General features: G+C 66.8%; 11 protein-coding genes. 7 read left to right on the top strand and 4 right to left on the bottom strand.

The window, feature by feature from the left end:
- The first annotated feature begins 128 nt into the window (after positions 1 to 128).
- The 4 genes from EP380_RS14500 to EP380_RS14485 all read left to right on the top strand — a co-directional run bounded on the left by EP380_RS14500 (position 129) and on the right by EP380_RS14485 (position 4200).
- Positions 129 to 518 (top strand): hypothetical protein, encoded by a 390-nt coding sequence (locus EP380_RS14500; protein WP_127599092.1) that lies wholly within the window; start codon positions 129 to 131, stop codon positions 516 to 518.
- Between the two features lie 31 nt (positions 519 to 549).
- Positions 550 to 1470 (top strand): hypothetical protein, encoded by a 921-nt coding sequence (locus EP380_RS14495; RefSeq protein ID WP_127599091.1) that lies wholly within the window; start codon positions 550 to 552, stop codon positions 1468 to 1470.
- A gap of 112 nt (positions 1471 to 1582) precedes the next feature.
- Entirely contained in the window at positions 1583 to 2473 is an 891-nt protein-coding gene (gene ypfJ / locus EP380_RS14490) for a KPN_02809 family neutral zinc metallopeptidase (protein ID WP_127599090.1), read from the top strand.
- A gap of 155 nt (positions 2474 to 2628) precedes the next feature.
- On the top strand, positions 2629 to 4200 hold the full coding sequence (locus tag EP380_RS14485; protein WP_238719867.1) for a pilus assembly protein: 1572 nt from the start codon (positions 2629 to 2631) through the stop codon (positions 4198 to 4200).
- A 63-nt stretch (positions 4201 to 4263) separates the two neighbouring features.
- Here EP380_RS14485 and EP380_RS14480 read toward each other — a convergent pair whose 3' ends face one another.
- Positions 4264 to 4671 carry a Rid family hydrolase gene (locus EP380_RS14480; RefSeq protein ID WP_127599089.1) on the bottom strand — a complete coding sequence of 136 codons (408 nt, stop codon included), beginning with the start codon at positions 4669 to 4671 and terminating at the stop codon, positions 4264 to 4266.
- 69 nt (positions 4672 to 4740) lie between these two features.
- Entirely contained in the window at positions 4741 to 5943 is a 1203-nt protein-coding gene (carA, locus tag EP380_RS14475) for a glutamine-hydrolyzing carbamoyl-phosphate synthase small subunit (protein WP_127599088.1), read from the bottom strand.
- A 289-nt stretch (positions 5944 to 6232) separates the two neighbouring features.
- Between carA and EP380_RS14470 the strand changes: the two genes are divergently transcribed.
- A complete protein-coding gene (locus tag EP380_RS14470; RefSeq protein WP_127599115.1) occupies positions 6233 to 6682 on the top strand; it encodes a GatB/YqeY domain-containing protein in 450 nt (149 codons plus the stop codon).
- 16 nt (positions 6683 to 6698) lie between these two features.
- Here EP380_RS14470 and EP380_RS14465 read toward each other — a convergent pair whose 3' ends face one another.
- Positions 6699 to 8360, bottom strand: a complete 1662-nt coding sequence (locus EP380_RS14465) for a Na/Pi cotransporter family protein (protein ID WP_127599087.1) — start codon at positions 8358 to 8360, stop codon at positions 6699 to 6701.
- Between the two features lie 193 nt (positions 8361 to 8553).
- Entirely contained in the window at positions 8554 to 10938 is a 2385-nt protein-coding gene (locus EP380_RS14460; protein ID WP_127599086.1) for a bifunctional diguanylate cyclase/phosphodiesterase, read from the bottom strand.
- Positions 10939 to 11135: 197 nt separating this feature from the next.
- Here EP380_RS14460 and dnaG point away from each other — a divergent pair, with 197 nt between their 5' ends.
- On the top strand, positions 11136 to 13058 hold the full coding sequence (gene dnaG, locus EP380_RS14455) for a DNA primase (RefSeq protein WP_127599085.1): 1923 nt from the start codon (positions 11136 to 11138) through the stop codon (positions 13056 to 13058).
- Positions 13059 to 13308: 250 nt separating this feature from the next.
- Complete coding sequence (rpoD, locus tag EP380_RS14450; RefSeq protein WP_106573553.1) at positions 13309 to 15333, top strand: RNA polymerase sigma factor RpoD; 2025 nt, start codon at positions 13309 to 13311, stop codon at positions 15331 to 15333.
- Positions 15334 to 15451 lie beyond the last annotated feature (118 nt).

Genomic DNA, 15451 nt, shown 5'->3' with positions numbered 1-15451 from the left:
GCCGTTGCGGCTTTCTTGCCGCCGCACGGCGTCGTAGGATCGGCGCGCGCTTCGACGGATTGACCCGGATCAAGGGCGAGCGGGCGCAAAGGGGGCATGAAACGGGGCGCACGCACGGAGGGTTTGCGATGTTCTTGACACGACGTGTTCTTATGGCCGCGATCGGCGCGGTGTTGGTCGCGGCTTCGGCCTCGACGGCGTCGGCCGATACTTATCTCGGCTCCTACGTGGCGCGGCTTTCGCCCCATGATCACGAGGCGAGCGACGGCTATCCGCTCGACAACGCCGCGCAGGTCGTGCGCCAGGATCGGGCCAACTACCACAAATTCGGCTGGATCGATGCGGAGGACACCGGCGATTCGTGGTTCGCCTCCGCCAACGCGCGGGCGCGTCTGCAAGCCATGCTCGAGCGGCGCGGGGCGATGGATGCGCGCACCCGCCGGGCGATCATGAACGGCACGCCGCTGATCGAGGTCGAGGTCTACCGGCGCAGCGTCAAGGTGTTCCTGCTGCGGTGATGCCGGCCCGTCCTGCCGCCGGAGGGGAGGCGTGACCAGCCGTCGACCGCTTGACCGGGCGCGCTTGCGCCTCACGGCCCTGCTCGCCGTCGCCGCGCTGTTGGCGGCCTGCGCCCATGCGCCCCAAAACGCGCCCGGCGATGCCGGGACCGGGCCGGACAACCCGCTGGCCGGGTGCTGCGAGACGCCCGAGCGCTCGCCCGCCTGGCTGGTGGCGCTCGCCGAGCCGGCGGCGCCCTTGATCGGAAACGTGATCGGCCGGATTGCCTGGCGCGGCGGCTACCTGGCCGGCGACGACGAGGCGCTGCGCCTGCTCGGCGAGCGGATGCGGCCGCTCGACGTCGTCGTTGTCAGTTCCAAGGGCCGGCTGTCCGGCAACACCCTGCCGGGCCTGTTCGTGCACGCGGTCACCTATCTGGGCACCGAGGCGGAGCTGCGCCGGCTCGGCGTGTGGGACCACCCGGCGGTGCGGCCGCACCAGGCCGCGATCCGCGCCGGCGCGGTGTTCGTCGAGGCCGACTATCGCGGCGTGCACCTGTCGCGGCCCGAGGCGGTGCTCAACACCGACCGGCTGGTGCTGCTGCGGCCGAACCGCACCGGCAAGGGCGGGCGCGCGGGCGCGGCGGCGCGGCTTGCCGGCCATGTCGGCGGGCCGTTCGATTTCAATTTCGACGGCGACGATCCCGACCGGCTGTTCTGCACCGAGCTCGTCGGTCACGTCATGCCGCAACTCGCGCTGGCGTCGCGCCACGCCTATGGGCGGCGCATCATCCTGGCCGACGAGATGATCGCCGACGCGCTGGCCGGGCGCAACGGCTTGCGGGTGGTGCTTTATCTGAAGGGCGATCGGCAAGGCGTGCTCAAGCCGGGCCGGGCCGCTTTGGCGCGCGATATCGGCGCGGCCTGGAACGGGCAGCGCCCGACCGGGAGACGATGCGCCTTCGGGCGTTGAGGGGCGGACGGCACGCGAGGCGAGACGAACACGACTTGATGGGTTAAAACCGTCGCGAAAGCATGCGTTCCCCCTTGGCGGCGGGCGCGGCGGACTGGCTGGGAGGGTCGACATGCGTTGGCGCGGCAGACGACAAAGTTCCAATGTGGAAGACCGGCGCGGCCGCTCCGGTGGCGGCGGGTTCGGACGCGGCGGCGGCGGCGTGCGCATCCCGGTCGGCCGGATCGGCGGCGGCGGCGGGATTTCGGGCATCATCGTCCTGGTGGTGCTGTTCTTCGCACTCAGGGCCTGCGGCATCGACCCGCTGGAAATATTGTCGCAAGACACCGGCGGCGCGCCGGCCGGCCAGCAGCAGACGCGGGCCAGCGACGAGGCGGCGCAGTTCGCCGGCGTGGTGCTGGCGGAGACGGAAGACGTGTGGAAAGGCATTTTCCAGGCCGAGGGCGCGACCTATGCCGAGCCGAAAATGGTGTTGTTTTCGGGCCAGGTGCGCTCGGCCTGCGGCTTCGCCTCGGCCGCGTCGGGACCGTTTTATTGTCCGGGCGACAAGAAACTCTATCTCGACCTGAATTTTTTCGACGAACTCGCCCGCCGTTTCGGCGCCTCCGGCGATTTCGCCCAGGCCTATGTGATCGCGCACGAGGTCGGCCACCATGTGCAAAACCTGATCGGCGTGCTGCCGAAATTCAACGCGATGCGCCAGACAATGAGCCAGGCCGAAGCCAACCAGATGTCGATCCGCGTCGAGCTGCAGGCCGACTGCTTCGCCGGCATGTGGGCGCATTTTACCGCGCAGAAGGGGCTGCTGGAGGCCGGCGATATCGACGAGGCGCTCAACGCCGCCAACCAGATCGGCGACGACACGCTGCAACGGCGCACGCAAGGGTATGTCGTGCCCGAAAGCTTCAACCACGGCACGTCGGCGCAACGGCGCGCATGGTTCTCGCGCGGCCTGGAGAGCGGCCGGCTCGACGCCTGCGACACGTTTAACGGTCCGGTCTGAGGCCGAAGCCGAACGCCGCGCCCAAGGCCGGGAAACCGCCCCGGTCCGGGGCCGTTCGCCAAAATTCGTTATGAAGCCGTTAAGCCTGCCGGTTATCCGCGCATTAATGCGGCTGTCCTACACTTGCCCCTTGCAAATTGCCGAGGGGGTTTGGCATGGCACGGTCTCTGCTTCAGCTTTTTTGCCGTGACGAAAGCGGCCATTACGGCATGATGATGGCGCTGGCGATGCTGCCTTTGCTGCTCGCCGGCGGCACGGCGCTCGACTTTGCCTCGATCAGCGCCAGACAGGCGCAGCTGCAGCAGGCGATGGATTCGGCCGCGCTGGCGATCGCGCGCGAGGGCGAATCGCTCTCCGACGCGGAAGCCAACACCATCGCCAATCAGTTCCTGACGACGAATTTCGACCCGCGCTTCGCGGAACTGGATATCAATCGCAGCGGCACCAAGGTCGACATCAAGGCGACGGCGCGTGCCAACCTGACCTTCGGCTCGCTGCTGGGCTACGAGAACTGGAAAGTGTCGGCGCGATCGGCGGCCGACCTTGCCTATACCAACTACGAAATCGCGCTGGTGCTCGACACCACCGGCTCCATGGCCGGCGGCAAGCTGACCGCGATGAAGGATGCGGTGCTGGGATTGGTCAACACCATGTCGGCCCAGGTCAAGGGCAAGGACAAGCTGAAATTCGCGGTGGTCCCGTTTGCCAATTTCGTCAATGTCGGCCCGCATTACGGCCCGCAATTCAAAAAGAACGGCAAGGTCAAGAACAAGACCGGCGCGAAGTGGCTCGATCTCAAGGGGGACGCGGAGCTTCCGCAGGTCGAGCTGCAGAACGGGCTGAGCCGGTTCGAGCTGTTCAACCATCTCGGCGAAAAATGGGCAGGCTGCGTTGAGACGCGCTACGGCGGCGGCAAGGTGGCGCATGACGTCGAGGACAGCGCGCCGAACAAGAAGGACGCGGCAAGTCTGTTCGTGCCGGCCTTCTCGATCGACGAGCCCGACGAGAAGGGTTATTCCAACAGCTATATCAACTCGGATGCGGACCCGCTCGACAAGAGCGCTGCCGGCAAGGCCAAGAAGCTCCTGAAATACGGGGTGACCGTGCCTGACCCGCTCGATCCCGGGCTCGAATGGCTGCCGGCGGATGCCGAGATGTCGGGCGGACGCGGGCCGAACCGCGATTGCGTCACCCAGCCGATCATGCCGCTGAACACCGATTTCAGGGCGATCGTCGACAAGGTCGAATCGCTGACGGCCAACGGCAACACCAATATCATGGAAGGGGTGGCCTGGGGCATGCGGGTGCTGTCGCCGCACGAACCGTTCACCGAAGGGCGCGATTCCAAGCAGATCGGCGTCGAGAAGATCATGATCGTCCTGACCGACGGCTCGAACGTGTTCGGCAACACAAGAAACGCGCTCGGGTCGCGCTATTCCAGTCAGGGCTATCTGGTCGACGGGCGGCTGGGCATCACCGCCGGTTCGTCCTCCGACACCAACCGGCTGATGAACGAAAAGACGCTGGCGGCGTGCGATAACGCCAAGGCGCAGAACATCATCGTCTACACGATCAGGCTCGAGGAGCCGGATGTGAAGACCGGCATGATGCTCAAGGATTGTGCCTCGAGCTCGGCGCATTTCTTCGACGCGCCGTCGCGCTCGCAGCTCGACGAGGTGTTCGAGGAAATCCGCGACCGGGTGGTGCGGCTGCGGTTGACATCGTAGCGCGAGGAGGCACGAACGGAGCGGGGCCGGGCGGCTTTCGGGCCGCCCTTTTCTTGTTTGCGGTTAAATTTCGCCCCAGCCCGCAATCACCGCATCGGCCTCGAATTCAACAAGCCATTCCGGGTTCACGAAACGGTCTATCGCCATGATCGTGTCGACGGGCCGCACATCCTTGAAATATTGCTTGCGGACGTCGATGGCCGCTTTCCAGTTGTCGATATCGGTGAGGATGACGCGCGTGCGCACGACGTCGTGAAGCCCCGATCCGGCGCGCTCGAGCGCGTCCTTGATGATTTCGATACACTGGCGGGTTTGCGCGGCAACATCTGCGATGCCGACGGTCTTGCCGTCGGCGCCGACGGGCGCGGTACCGCCGATCGAAATGAACGGGCCGACGCGCACCGCGCGCGAAAACCCGACGATCGCCTCCATCGGGTTGCCGTTGGATATCAGTTCCCTGTCGAATCGCATGGCTCGGTCCTCCAACACCTGCCGAAGCAGAATGCGGAGCCGGAGGCCGCGTTGCAATCGTCTTCGGTGCTAGCGCTCGGCGAGCGCGGGCTCGCCCTTGCGCGCGCGGATCAAATTGACGAAGCGGCGGAAGAGGTAATGCGAATCCTGCGGGCCGGGCGAGGCCTCGGGATGCTGCTGGACCGAAAACACCGGCCGGCCCTTGACGGCGATGCCGCAATTCGACCCGTCGAACAGCGAGACATGGGTCTCTTCCACCGTGTCGGGCAGCGAGGCCGAATCGACGGCGAAGCCGTGATTCATCGACACGATCTCGACCTTGCCGGTGGTGTGGTCCTTGACCGGGTGGTTGGCGCCGTGATGGCCCTGGTGCATCTTGACCGTGCGCGCGCCGAGCGCCAGCGCCAGCATCTGGTGTCCCAGGCAGATGCCGAACACCGGGATGTCGCTTTTCAGAAGCTCGCGAATGACGGGCACGGCATAGTCGCCGGTGGCGGCCGGATCGCCGGGGCCGTTCGACAGAAAGATGCCGTCGGGATGCATGGCCAGCACGTCCTCGGCGGTGGTCGTGGCCGGCACCACGGTCACCTCGGCGCCGAGACCGGCCAGAAGCCGCAATATGTTGCGTTTGACGCCATAGTCGATCGCCACGATATGCATGGTCGGCGCGTCCTGGCGGCCGTAGCCGTCGCCGAGCCGCCACGGCGTCTCGGTCCAGGTCGAGCTCTGGCCGGAGGTGACCTCCCTGGCCAGATCGAGCCCGACCAGGCCCGGCCACTCGGCGGCCCGCCGCTTCAACTCGGCGCGGTCGAACACGCCGTCGCGCGCATGGGCGATCACGGCGTTGGGCATGCCCTTTTCGCGGATCAGCGCCGTCAGCGCGCGGGTGTCGATGCCGCACATGGCGACCATGCCGCGGCGTTTGAGCCAGGCGTCGAGATGCTCGCCGGCGCGATGGTTGGACGGGTCGGTGAGATCGGATTTGAACACGGCCCCGACGGCCCCGGCGCGCGCGGCCGGCGTCAGGTCTTCGATATCCTCGTCATTGGCGCCGACATTGCCGATATGCGGAAAGGTGAAGGTGACGATCTGGCCGGCATAGGAGGGGTCGGTGAGGATTTCCTGATAGCCGGTCAAGGCGGTGTTGAAGCAGACCTCGCCGACCGCGATTCCCTCGGCGCCGAGGCCGGTCCCCTCGATCTCCGTCCCGTCGGCCAGAACGAGCAGGGCCGTGGCGGGCGTCACGGTCCAGGCCGCGGTCGATTGCGTCATCTCTACTCTCCGTCAGGTCGGCCGCCCGGGCTTGAAAGACGAGCGGCCAAAGGCCATATGGCGCGAAGAAACGCACGCGACCCACGGCAAGCCGTCGATCCGTGCGAACAGGTATACGTCCATGCAAGGCGCGGACAATAGGCGAAGCGCGGGCGCCGGTCAATCGGTGAAGATTGACGCAAGGGTAAAAGTTTTATCCAATAAAACCAATAACTTAAACTTTCACAAACGGTTTGCCTCAGCCGAGTCGGGGCGCTATGGTGCATGGCCGCGAATGGAGATGGATCCGATGCGCGAAAAACTCGCGTGCGCACTCAGGGACGCGCAAAAGACCCAAGACAAACGCCGGCTGTCGACGATCCGGCTGATCCAGGCGGCCGTGAAGGATCGCGACGTCGCGAACCGCGCGGCCGGCAAGGACCCGGTCAGCGACGAGGACATCACGGCGATCCTGGGCAAGATGCTCAAGCAGCGCGTGGAATCGGCGCGCACTTTCGAAGAGGCCGGCCAGCTCGAACTGGCCGAGCAGGAGCGCCAGGAGATCGCGGTGATTCGCGGCTTCCTGCCGCGGCCGCTGGAGGACGAGGCGGTCAAGCAGGCCTGCAAGCAGGTCATCAACGAGGTCGGCGCCGGCGGCCTGCGCGACATGGGCAAATGCATGAACGCGCTGAAGCAGAAATTCCCCGACCGGATGGATTTCGGCAAGGCGAGCGGCATCGTCAAGGGCATGCTGCGCTGAGTTCTCGGCGCGGGGCCTATCCCGCCTTCAGGCGCGTGTCGCTGAGCATGCCGTGTTCTTCCAGAACCGGGTAGGCGATCGAGGCGAGCAGCGAATTGATCTGCTTCAGGTCGCGCAGCGTGTCGAGATGGATCGAACTCGTTTCGAGGCTTTTCACCGTGCCTTCGCGCAGCCGGTCGAAATGGCTCTGGTTGGACGCTTTTTCCTCGTCGCGCAGCCGGTCCTTCTCGGCGACGAGCTGGCGCGCGGTCTCGCTGTCGCGCGACACCAGCACGTTGAAGGCCAGCCTGGCATTGGCGGCGACGGCGGCGTGGAAGCCGGTCAGTTCGCGCCAACCCTCATCGGTGAATTCCAGGCCGCGCTCCATCTTCTTGCGCACGTGAACGAGCATGTTGCGCACGATGATGTCGCCGACCTGCTCGAGTTTCACGCAGGCGCCGATGAGTTCCTGGCAGCGTAGCGCCTCGTCCTCGGTCAGCGGGTGGACGGTGGTTTTGGCCAGATAGAGCTTGATGGCGGCGTGGCGCCTGTCGACCCGGTCGTCGAGGGCGGCGAGCGCGTCGATGCCGTCCTTGTCGGCATGGGCGTAGAGCTCGATGATGCGCTGGAGCATGATCTCGACGATCTCGCATACGCGCACCACTTCGCGCGTGGCGTTGGCGAGCGCCTGGGCCGGTTTGTCGAGCGCGCTCTCGTTGAGCGCGCTGAGTTCGGTGGCGGCCATGAGGTCCGCGGCGGGGGCGGCGCGCGCCGACATCAGCGCCGTCGCGGCACGCACGACCAGGCCCGCGACCGGAACGCCGAGCACGGCCAAAAGCCCGTTGAACAGCAGATGGGCGTGGATGAGCTGTTCGGGCGCCGTCGCGCCCAGCCGCTGCAGCGGCGCGCCGAGGAGCGTGACCGCGACCAGGGCCAGGATCGCGCCGGTGGCGCGCACGACAAGATTGCCGACCGGCACGATGCGCGACAGCGGCGGCATGGTGCGCGCCAGCATGGCCGCGATGACGCCGCCGCCGAGATTGGCGCCGAGCACGAAGACCAGCCCGAGCTCGGCCGGAACCAGGCCGCGGCCCGCCAGCGCCACCACGAGCAGGACCGCGGCGACGGAGGAGTGAAACAGCCAGGTGGTGAGGGCGGCGACGATGAAGGCGGTGACGGGGTCGCCGGCGAGATAGTCGACGACGACCGGCAGCAGGCGGCTGTCGCGCAACGGTTCCGACGCCTCGCCGATCATGCGCAGCGACAGGATCAGCAGGCCGATCCCGATCAGGATGCGGCCGAACTGGCGCCAGCTGCGCGCCTGGGTGGCCAGAAACATGGTCGTGCCGGCGACCAGGCACACCGGCACCAGAAGCGCGAGATCGAAGGACAACAGCTTGACGACCAGCGCCGAGCCGATATCGGCGCCCAGAACGGCGATCAGTCCGGCGGTCGGCGACACGATGCCGGCGCCGGCGAACGAGCCGACCAGAAGGCTGACCGCCGTCGCGCTCTGCAGCGCCACGGCCAGGCCGGCGCCGGCCAGAACCGCCAAGAGCGGGTTGCGCAGGGTGGCGCGCAGCCGGTGGCGCAGAATGTTGCCGTAGGCGCGCTCGACGCCGGTGCGCACCATGCGGGTTGCCCACAACAGCAGCGCCACGGCGCCGGCCAGATGCAGCAGAACCAGCGAGCCGCTCATCGCGCCGCGTCAGAAGATGCGCTGTCGCTCGGGACCGGGAAAAACGGCGAGCTCATGGATTTCCACTCCGTGCCGGCGCGCCGCCCGGGGGCCGATCGTTTAGCCGGAGAACGGACGGGCGGGCGCACGATACGCCGCGCGGCGGCGTCGCGCAACGTGGCCGCGAGGGGCGTTTTTCGGCGGTTTTGCGCGCTCAGGCGGCGTCGGATTCGCGCCGGTCTTCGACATCGGGCCTGTCGTCGAGCGCGGCGACGGGGTCGGGACGACCGAGCAGGTAACCCTGGCCGATCTGGCAGAACTCGCCGGCCAGGAACTGCAGCTCCTCCGACGTTTCCACGCCTTCGGCCAGCACCGGCAGGCCGAGGCCGCGGCCGATGCCGAGCACCGCCTTGACGATGGTGGCGGCCTGTTCGTTGGTGTCGACCTGCTTGATGAAGGAGCCGTCGATCTTGATCTTGTCGAACGGGAAGGCGCGCAGGTTGGACAGCGAGGAATAGCCGGTGCCGAAATCGTCCATGGCGATGTGGACGCCGAGCGCCTTGAGCTGGCGCAGCGTCGTCAGGGCGCGGGTCATGTCGCGCACGAGCGCGGTCTCGGTGATCTCGATCTCGAGCCGGCTCGGCGCGAGACCCGTCTGCAGCAGGATCTCGTGCACGGTCTGCACGAAGCTCGGGCTGTGAAGCTGGATCGGCGACACGTTGACGGCGATCGTCACCGGCTTCTGCCAGGTGACGGCCTCCTTGCAGGCGGTGCGCAGAACCCATTCGCCGATCGGCACGATGATGCCGCTTTCCTCGGCGATCGGGACGAAAAGCGCCGGCGAGACATTGCCGCGGGCCGGATTGGACCAGCGCAGCAGCGCCTCGAAACCGATCGTCTCGCCGGTGTCGAGCCTTTTTTGCGGCTGGTAGACCAGGCGGAATTCGTTGCGGGCGACGGCATGGCGCAGCTCGTGCTCCATCAGCCGGCGGGCGCGCGCCTCCATGCCCATCGCCTCCTCGTAGAAGCGCCAGGTGTCGCGGCCTTCCGACTTGGCCCGGTAGAGCGCGGCGTCGGCGTTGCTCAACAGCGTCTCGCGGTCGCAGGCATCGTCGGGAAACAGCGCGATGCCGATGCTGGTCGACATCAGACCCTCATTGCTGGCGTCCTCGTTTTCCTCGCGGAACGCGCCCAAGACCGCCTCGGCGATGCGCGCGGCGTCCTCGGGGCGCGCCAGGCGCGGGGCGATGACGGCAAATTCGTCGCCGCCGAGGCGGGCCAGCATCTGTCCCTCGCCGAGCGCGCCCGACACGCAGCGCGCGACCTTCTTCAGCATCACGTCGCCGGCGGCGTGGCCGAACAGATCGTTGACCTCCTTGAAGCGGTCGAGGTCCAGGCACAGCAGCGCCAGATGGCCGCCCGTGTCGCCGATGGCGAGGATTTCCTCGTCCAGCCGGGCGGAAAAGGCGCGCCGGTTGGGTAGGCCCGTCAGCGCGTCGTGCAAAGCGAGCCGGCGAATGTCGGCCTCGGCCGCCTTGCGCTCGCGGATGTCGCGCACGGCGACCACGAGATGCGGCTTGCCGCCATAGTCGACGAAGCGCGACAACAATTCGACGGGCACGCTGTTGCCCTCGTTGATGACCAGCTCGGTCTCGAAGATTTCCTGCGAGCCGTCGAGCAGGGAACTGCATACGTCTTCGTCGGGAAACAGATCGGTGAGATGGCGGCCGGCCAGACTGTCCGGCGTCCAGTCCGTCAGCGCCATGAAGCTGGCATTGGCCGTGACCAGACGGGTGCCGCGGCACAGCAAAAGCCCCTCGATCGCCGCGTCGGCGAGATTGTGCATGCGCGCGGCTTCGCGCTCGGCATAACGATAGTCGCGCACGTCGATCCACAGCGCGGTGCAGACCAGAAGCAGGATGATGAAGCTTGCGGCCGCGATCGCACCGGCAAGCAGCGGCGCGGGGATGGCGCTTGCCGGCACGGCGACCGCGGCGTCGGGCAGGATCGACACCGCGCCCATGCCGGTGAAATGCATGCCGCAGATGGCCAGCGTGAGCACCAGCGCGCCGGCGACACGGGCAAGAATGGTCCGCGAGCGCAGCGCCACGAACACCGCGAGCGCGCCAAGACCGACGCCGGCCACGAGCGAGGCGGCGACGAAAAGCTGGTTCCAGGCGACCACGCCCTGGACCTGGAAGGCGGCCATGCCGACATAGTGCATGGCGGCGATGCCCGCGCCGATGATCGCGCCGCCGACCAGGCGGTTGTCGATGTCGGGGCGCGCGACGGCAACCGCGATGCCGGCGCCGGTGACCAGGATGGCGACCAGCAGCGACACCAGGGTCAGGCCGAGATGATAGCCGTTGGGCACGCCGGGCTGGAAGGCGAGCATGCCGATGAAATGGGTGGCCCAGACGCCCGAGCCGGTGGCGGTCGCCGCCACGGCCGTCCACACGTGGCGCATGACGCCGCGGGCCCGGCCGACATGGTGAAGAAGATTGACCGCGGTGAGCGACGCGATCAGGCAGGTCACGGCGGCAAGCAGCACAAGCCGCAGATCGTGCTCGGTGAGGATGCAGTTATAGACCGTCAACATATCGTGCCCCCGCGTCGATATCGGCGCATGGTCTAGCAGGTCGGGCTTGAAAAAGGATGAATCGCGCCGTTTTCGCCGCGATCAAGGCCTGGCGGCCGAACCCGCGACCGGGCCGAAGCTGTGAAAACCGGGTATGGCGGGCGATTGCGCTCGCGCGCGTCGCGGGGCGCGCCTATATGGGGGACGGAGACAGGTTTATGCGCTTTTCACCCTCCTTCCTCGACGAGATACGCGACCGGGTGTCGATTTCGGCCGTCATCGGCCAGCGCGTGACGTGGGACCGCAAGAAGACCAACGCCTCGCGCGGCGACTACTGGGCGTGCTGCCCGTTCCACGGCGAAAACACGCCGAGCTTTCACTGCGAGGACCGCAAGGGCCGCTACCATTGCTTCGGCTGCGGGGTGTCGGGCGACCATTTCCGGTTTCTGACCGAGCTCGACGGCCTGTCCTTCCCCGAAGCGGTCGAGCGGGTCGCCGACATGGCCGGTGTGCCGATGCCGGCGCGCGACCCCGAGGCCGAGCGCCGCGAGAAGAAGCGCGCCAGCCTGAGCGAGGTGATGGACCTGGCGGCGGCGTTTTTCCAGGAACAACTGCAGTCGGCCGCCGGGGCGGCCGCGCGCGCCTATCTGCGCGAGCGCGGCGTCAGTTCGGCCACCCAGCAGAATTTCCGGCTGGGCTACGCGCCCGACAGCCGCAATGCGCTGAAGAGCTATCTCGCGGCCAAGGGCGTGGGCAAGGATCAGATCGAGGCCTGCGGCCTGGTCGTGCACGGCGACGACATCGCGGTCTCCTACGACCGGTTCCGCGACCGCATCATGTTTCCGATCGAGGATGCCCGCGAACGGGTGATCGCCTTCGGCGGCCGGGCCATGTCGCCGGCGATCGCTGCCAAATATCTCAATTCCAACGACACCGAGCTCTTCCACAAGGGCAACGTGCTCTACAATCTCGCCCGTGCCCGCAAGGGGCAGGGGCGCGAGGGCACCGTGATCGCGGTCGAAGGCTATATGGACGTGATCGCGCTCGCCCAGGCCGGTTTCGCCAATGTGGTGGCGCCGCTGGGCACGGCGCTGACGGAAAACCAGCTCGCCTTGTTGTGGCGGATGTCGCCGGAGCCGATCCTGTGTTTCGACGGCGACCAGGCCGGACTGAAGGCGGCGTGGCGGGCGGCGGACCTGACGCTGCCGGAAATCGGGCCCGGCCGCAGCCTGCGTTTTGCCCTGCTTCCCGAAGGCCAGGACCCCGACGACCTGGTCAAGGCGGGCGGTAAGGAGGCGTTTTCGGCGGTTCTCGCCGATGCGCGGCCGCTCGCCGACATGCTGTGGCAGCGCGAAACGGCCGGCGGCGTGTTCGACACGCCCGAACGGCGCGCCGAGCTGGAAAAACGCCTGCGCGACCTCGTCGGGCGCATTCGCGACGAAAGCGTGCGCCGACATTACGGCCAGGAGATGCGCGAGCGCGTGCAGGGCTTTTTCGGCACGCCCGAGCGCGGTCGCCACCGTGGCGACGCGCCGGGCGGGTCCGGCCAGGCCGGGCGCGGCCGGGGCGCGCAGGCGGCCGGCCGTCTCGCCGTCTCGCAAAGCCTGGCACGCTCGGCGCTGGTGCGCCAGTCGGCCGGCATCATGTCGCTGCGCGAAACCGTTCTGGTCGTGTCGCTGATCAATCACCCGGCGCTGTTCGACGGCCATTTCGATGTCGCCGAACGGCTGGACCTGACCCATCCGGACCTGAAACACCTGCACGCGGCGCTTCTCGACGCCGTCGCCCACGGCGTGGCGGCCGATCGCGACGCGGTGGTCGGCTGGCTGGAAAAGGCCGGTCTGGGCGAAGCCTGGAAGCGGGCCGAGACGCTGGTGCGGCGGGCGCGGCAATGGCCGGCGCTTGCCGACGCAGCGCTCGACGACGCGCGCGACGCCTTCGAGCAGGCGCTGCACTTGCACCTTTCGGCGGGCACCCTACATAAGGAACTCAAGGTGGCCGAGGCGGCGCTCGCCTCCGACCCGACCGACGAGAATTACCGGCAACTGCTCGAAATCCAGGCCCAGTTGCGCAATGCTCAGGCGACGGAAGCGCTCATTGAAGGATTTGGTCTCTTGTCCGGCAAAACAGCCCGAAGCTGACGCTTGCGGGCTTTTTTCGCGCGAAGTTGCGCCGCACGGCTTGACCTCGCCGGGAAATGACGGAATCAGGGCGGGTTGAATTCGTTAACGATGGCCCCGCCCTCCCGGCCGGGGACCCCGACAGGGCGATGTCAGGGTTAAGCGGGCTTTAACGCGAGACGGTTACTCGCTGACGGGATAACGGACGGGCGCATCCGATCCCCCGAACGGAAGGCGGCAGACGACCTTCCGTGCAGTTGGAGACACACGCATGGCGACAAAAGAAAAGGAAGAGGCCGAGACCGAGCGCGAAGGCGGTCCGGACGGCCCGCTGCTCGATCTCTCCGACGACGCGGTCAAGAAGATGATCAAGGTCGCCAAGAAGCGCGGCTACGTGACCATGGACGAACTCAACGCCGTCCTGCCGTCGGAAGAGGTGACGTCCGAGCAGATCGAGGACACGATGGCGATGCTGTCCGACATGGGCATCAACGTCGTCGAGGACGACGAGTCGAGCGAGGACGGCGAGGGCGAGCGCGCCAATGCCGGCGGCGAGGAGGAATCGACCGAACTCACCGAACAGGCCGGCACTGCGGTCGCGGCCACCACGACCAAGAAGGAACCGACCGACCGTACCGACGATCCGGTGCGCATGTATCTGCGCGAGATGGGCTCGGTCGAGCTTCTGTCGCGCGAGGGCGAGATCGCGATCGCCAAGCGCATCGAGGCCGGCCGCGAAACGATGATCGCGGGGCTGTGCGAAAGCCCGCTGACCTTCCAGGCGATCATCATCTGGCGCGACGAGCTCAACGAAGCCAAGATCCTGCTGCGCGAGATCATCGATCTGGAAACCACCTATGCCGGCCCGGAAGCCAAGCAGGCTCCGGCGATCGAGCGCAAGGACGAGGACGACGCGGCCAAGAAGGAAGACCCGAAGGCCGCGCGCCGGGGCCGCGACGACGACATCACCAATGTCGGCGGCGAGGGCCAGCCCGAGGAAGAGGACGACGAGGAAGACGAGGCCAATCTGTCGCTGGCCGCGATGGAGGCGGAACTGCGTCCCCAGGTGATGGAAACGCTCGATTTCATCGCCGACACCTACAAAAAGCTCAGGAAGCTGCAGGACCAGCAGGTCGAAAACCGGCTGGCGGCGTCCGGCTCGCTGTCGCCGAGCCAGGAGCGCTCCTACAAGAAGCTCAAGGAAGAGCTGATCAAGGCGGTCAAGTCGCTGTCGCTCAACCAGAACCGCATCGAGGCGCTGGTCGAGCAGCTTTACGACATCAACAAGCGGCTGGTGCAGAACGAGGGCCGCCTCCTGCGTCTGGCCGAGAGCTACGGCGTGCGCCGCGAGGAGTTCATCAAGGAATATCAGGGCTCGGAGCTCGATCCGAACTGGATGAAGCGGATCGCCAACCTGTCCAGCCGCGGCTGGAAGGAATTCACCAAAGGCGAGGGGCAGGGCATTCGCGCCCTGCGCACCGAGATCCAGAATCTGGCCCAGGAAACCGCGATCTCGATCTCCGAGTTTCGCCGCATCGTCAACCAGGTGCAAAAGGGCGAGCGCGAGGCGGCGATCGCCAAGAAGGAGATGGTCGAGGCCAATCTGCGCCTGGTGATCTCGATCGCGAAAAAATACACCAATCGCGGCCTGCAGTTCCTGGACCTGATCCAGGAGGGCAATATCGGGCTGATGAAGGCGGTCGACAAATTCGAATATCGGCGCGGCTACAAGTTCTCCACCTATGCGACGTGGTGGATCCGGCAGGCGATCACCCGCTCGATCGCCGACCAGGCGCGCACCATCCGCATTCCGGTCCACATGATCGAGACGATCAACAAGATCGTGCGCACCTCGCGCCAGATGCTGCACGAGATCGGTCGCGAGCCGACGCCGGAGGAACTGGCCGAAAAACTCGCCATGCCGCTGGAGAAGGTGCGCAAGGTGCTGAAGATCGCCAAGGAGCCGATCTCGCTCGAAACGCCGGTCGGCGACGAGGAGGATTCGCATCTCGGCGATTTCATCGAGGACAAGAACGCGGTTCTGCCGATCGACGCGGCGATCCAGGCCAATCTGCGCGAGACGACGACGCGCGTGCTGGCCTCGCTGACGCCGCGCGAGGAGCGCGTGCTCAGGATGCGCTTCGGCATCGGCATGAACACCGACCACACGCTGGAAGAGGTCGGCCAGCAGTTCTCGGTGACGCGCGAGCGTATCCGCCAGATCGAGGCCAAGGCGCTCAGGAAACTGAAGCACCCGTCGAGAAGCCGCAAGCTGCGCAGCTTCCTCGACAGCTGACGTCCGACCCTGCGTCGAAAAAAGCCCGGCCACGCAAGGCCGGGTTTTTTGTTGGGAAAAGGGGAAAACCGCGCAGCCGGGTTTTCAAACCCGGCCGGCGATAAGGGCTGGCAGTTGC

This window comes from Nitratireductor alexandrii, assembly GCF_004000215.1.
Lineage (GTDB): Bacteria > Pseudomonadota > Alphaproteobacteria > Rhizobiales > Rhizobiaceae > Mangrovimarina > Mangrovimarina alexandrii.
This window is presented reverse-complemented; position numbering and strand designations above follow the sequence as displayed.

Coding starts and splice junctions, on each gene's coding strand:
- EP380_RS14500 (WP_127599092.1), top strand. CDS start 129: ATGTTCTTGACACGACGTGTTCTTATGGCCGCGATCGGCGCGGTGTTG.
- ypfJ (WP_127599090.1), top strand. CDS start 1,583: ATGCGTTGGCGCGGCAGACGACAAAGTTCCAATGTGGAAGACCGGCGC.
- EP380_RS14485 (WP_238719867.1), top strand. CDS start 2,629: ATGGCACGGTCTCTGCTTCAGCTTTTTTGCCGTGACGAAAGCGGCCAT.
- EP380_RS14480 (WP_127599089.1), bottom strand. CDS start 4,671: ATGCGATTCGACAGGGAACTGATATCCAACGGCAACCCGATGGAGGCG.
- carA (WP_127599088.1), bottom strand. CDS start 5,943: ATGACGCAATCGACCGCGGCCTGGACCGTGACGCCCGCCACGGCCCTG.
- EP380_RS14470 (WP_127599115.1), top strand. CDS start 6,233: ATGCGCGAAAAACTCGCGTGCGCACTCAGGGACGCGCAAAAGACCCAA.
- EP380_RS14465 (WP_127599087.1), bottom strand. CDS start 8,360: ATGAGCGGCTCGCTGGTTCTGCTGCATCTGGCCGGCGCCGTGGCGCTG.
- EP380_RS14460 (WP_127599086.1), bottom strand. CDS start 10,938: ATGTTGACGGTCTATAACTGCATCCTCACCGAGCACGATCTGCGGCTT.
- dnaG (WP_127599085.1), top strand. CDS start 11,136: ATGCGCTTTTCACCCTCCTTCCTCGACGAGATACGCGACCGGGTGTCG.
- rpoD (WP_106573553.1), top strand. CDS start 13,309: ATGGCGACAAAAGAAAAGGAAGAGGCCGAGACCGAGCGCGAAGGCGGT.